The organism is Pseudomonas sp. MD195_PC81_125 (genome assembly GCF_014060985.1).
Lineage (GTDB): Bacteria > Pseudomonadota > Gammaproteobacteria > Pseudomonadales > Pseudomonadaceae > Aquipseudomonas > Aquipseudomonas parakoreensis.
In genome coordinates this window covers 1-3,729 of sequence record NZ_JABULD010000092.1, presented here as the reverse complement: position 1 = coordinate 3,729, position 3,729 = coordinate 1, and the positions used below count along the sequence as shown (strand labels likewise).

General features: G+C 60.8%; 1 protein-coding gene and 1 pseudogene. Both read left to right on the top strand.

All coding sequences use genetic code 11. The annotated features are described in order from the left end of the window. The first annotated feature begins 271 nt into the window (after positions 1-271). A pseudogene (locus tag HT737_RS03870) lies at positions 272-1,316 on the top strand (WD40/YVTN/BNR-like repeat-containing protein). Then, positions 1,313-3,697, top strand: coding sequence for an RND family transporter (locus HT737_RS03865; RefSeq protein ID WP_047293887.1), 2,385 nt, complete (start codon positions 1,313-1,315; stop codon positions 3,695-3,697). The pseudogene HT737_RS03870 and the gene HT737_RS03865 overlap by 4 nt, the downstream one beginning before the upstream one ends. Positions 3,698-3,729: the final 32 nt, after the last annotated feature.

Below are 3,729 nucleotides of genomic sequence, written 5' to 3'. Positions count from 1 at the left end.
CGATCTTTTGATCTTTGTTTTTAAAAAACCGATCAAAAGATCGCAGCGTGCCGCAGCTCCTACAGGGGGTTGTGTCGGGGTCATTTGGTTAACAAAAGATAACGTGGCGCCGATTGTCAGACGTTTCCAAAGCCCGATAGGATGAGCCAGCTTCCCAAGGCGCTCTGGACTGCGGGTTTCACGGCTATGCTTGTGACCCATCAGTCACCACGAGCACCCTTGCGGCGCCCTAAGGCCCAATGGCCTAACAATAATAAATAGGGGAAGGTCTATGAGTCGTTGCCGCCCGCCGGCGTTACGCAACACCGCGTTGCTGGCCACAGCACTCACACTGCTGGGCTGTGCTGCCTTGTCGGCACCCGTTCTGGCTGCCGAAGCGCCCGCCGACGGGGTGTACTCCACCGAATCGGCCAAAGCCGCCAAAAAGCCTGATACTCGATGTTGTCCACGCCGGCACCCGGTTGGTGGCGGTGGGTGACCGCGGGCACATTCTCTTTTCCGACGACCAGGGCAAGACCTGGACCCAGGCCAAAGTGCCGACCCGGCAACTGCTGACGGCGGTGTACTTCGTCGACGACAAGCACGGCTGGGCGGTCGGCCACGACGCGCAGATCCTCGCCAGCGCCGACGGCGGCCTGACCTGGAGCAAACAATTCGAAGACCTCAAGCGCGAAGCACCGCTGCTCGACGTCTGGTTCCAGGACGTCAACCACGGCGTCGCGGTCGGTGCCTACGGCGCATTGCTGGAAACCACCGATGGCGGCAAGAACTGGCAGGACGTCAGCGACCGCCTCGACAACCAGGACCAGTTCCACCTCAACGCCATCGCGGCGGTCAAGGACGCCGGGCTGTTCATCGTCGGCGAGCAGGGCAGCATGTTCCGCTCCCCGGACTGGGGCCAGACCTGGGAAAAACTCCAGGGCCCATATCAAGGCTCGCTGTTCGGCGTGATCGGCACCGCCCAGGCGCAGACCTTGTTGGCCTACGGCCTGCGCGGCAACCTCTATCGTTCCAGCGATTTCGGCAGCACCTGGCAGCAGGTCGAACTCAAAGCCGCGCGTGGTGCGCTGGAGTTCGGTCTGTCCGGCGCCACGCTGCTCGCGGATGGCTTGATCGTGATCGTCGGCAACGGCGGCTCGGTGATCAGCAGCAGCGACAACGGCGAAACCTTCAGCGTGTTCAACCGCCCGGACCGCATTTCGCTGTCCTCGGTGACAGCGGCCGGCGACGGCAATCTGATTCTGACCGGGCAGGGCGGTGTGCACACCACGCAGCCAAACGGCGCCGAAATCAATAATAAGAAGGCGGGGCTATGACTTCCTTGAGCACTCATCATCAGGACAAGGCGACGTTCCTCGAGCGTCTGATTTTCAACAACCGTCCGGCCGTGATCCTGATCTGTCTGGTGGTCAGTATTTTCCTGTTCTGGCAGGCCACGCTGATTCGCCCCTCCACCAGTTTCGAAAAAATGATCCCGCTCAAGCATCCGTTCATCGAGAAGATGATGGAGCACCGCAACGATCTGGCGAACCTGGGCAATACCGTTCGGATTTCAGTGGAAGCCAAAGACGGCGACATCTTCTCCAAGGAATACATGGAGACCCTGCGCCAGATCAACGACGAGGTGTTCTACATCTCCGGCGTCGACCGTTCCGGCCTCAAATCGCTGTGGAGTCCGAGCGTACGCTGGACCGAAGTGACCGAAGAGGGGTTCGCTGGCGGTGAAGTGATTCCGCAGAGCTACGACGGCTCGCCGGACAGCCTCGACATGCTGCGCAACAACGTGCTCAAGTCAGGGCAGGTCGGGCGCCTGGTGTCCAACGACTTCAAATCGAGCATCGTCGACATCCCGCTGTTGGAGTCCTACCCGGACCCGCAGGATCAGGGCAAGCTGCTGGCGCTGGACTACCGCCAGTTCTCCCATGAGCTTGAAGACAAGATCCGCAACAAGTTCGAAGCGCAGAACCCCAACGTCAAGATCCACATCGTCGGCTTCGCCAAGAAGGTCGGAGACCTGATCGACGGCCTGGTGATGGTGGTGATGTTCTTCGGCATCGCGTTCGTCATCACCCTGATTCTGCTGCTGTGGTTCACCAACTGCCTGCGCAGCACCATTGCGGTGTTGAGCACCACGCTGGTGGCGGTGGTCTGGCAACTGGGGCTGATGCACTTCTTCGGTTTCGGGCTGGATCCGTATTCGATGCTGGTGCCGTTCCTGATCTTCGCCATCGGCATTTCCCACGGCGTGCAGAAGATCAACGGCATCGCCCTGCAGTCGAGTGAGGCGGACAACGCCCTGACTGCGGCGCGGCGCACCTTCCGGCAACTGTTCCTGCCGGGGATGATCGCGATTCTCGCCGACGCCGTGGGCTTCATCACCCTGCTGATCATCGACATCGGGGTGATCCGCGAACTGGCGATCGGCGCGTCCATCGGCGTGGCGGTGATCGTGTTCACCAACCTGATCCTGCTGCCGGTGGCGATTTCCTATGTCGGCATCAGCAAGCGCGCCATCGCCAAGAGCAAGAAGGACGCGAACCGCGAACACCCGTTCTGGCGCCTGTTGTCGAACTTCGCCAGCCCGAAAGTCGCGCCGGTCTCGATTGCCCTGGCGCTGCTCGCCTTCGGTGGCGGCCTCTGGTACAGCCAGAACCTGAAGATCGGCGACCTTGACCAGGGCGCGCCGGAGCTGCGTCCGGACTCGCGCTACAACAAGGACAACAACTTCATCATCAACAACTATTCCACCAGTTCCGACGTGCTGGTGGTGATGGTCAAGACCGCCACCGAAGGGTGCTCGCGCTACGAAGCGATGGCACCGATCGACGAGCTGATGTGGAAGATGCAGAACACCGAGGGCGTGCAGTCGGCGATCTCGCTGGTGACCGTGTCCAAACAGATGATCAAGGGCATGAACGAGGGCAACCTGAAGTGGGAAACCCTGTCGCGCAACCCGGACGTGCTGAACAACTCGATTGCCCGCGCCGACGGCCTGTACAACAACAGCTGTTCGCTGGCGCCGGTGTTGATCTTCCTCAACGACCACAAGGCCGAAACCCTCGACCGCGCGGTGCATGCGGTGCAGGAATTTGCCAAGGCCAACAACAAGGACGGTCTGGAATTCATCCTCGCCGCCGGTAACGCCGGCATCGAAGCGGCCACCAACGAGGTGATCAAACAGGCCGAGCTGACCATCCTGATTCTGGTGTACATCTGCGTCGCAGTGATGTGCATGATCACCTTCCGCTCGTGGGCGGCGACCCTGTGCATCGTCCTGCCGCTGGTGCTGACCTCGGTGCTGGGCAACGCGCTGATGGCGTTCATGGGCATCGGCGTCAAGGTTGCGACCCTGCCGGTGGTGGCGCTGGGCGTGGGGATTGGCGTGGACTACGGCATCTACATCTACAGCCGTCTGGAGAGTTTCCTGCGCGCCGGTCTGCCATTGCAGGAAGCCTATTACCAGACCCTGAAATCCACCGGTAAAGCGGTGCTGTTCACCGGCCTGTGCCTGGCCATCGGCGTATGCACCTGGATCTTCTCGGCAATCAAGTTCCAGGCCGACATGGGCCTGATGCTGACCTTCATGTTGCTGTGGAACATGTTCGGTGCGCTGTGGCTGTTGCCAGCGCTGGCCAAGTTCCTGATCAAGCCGGAGAAACTGGCGGGGCAGAAGGGCAATTCGCTGTTTGCTCACTGATCCGGGCGCCTGAAACGACAAAGCCGCAACCT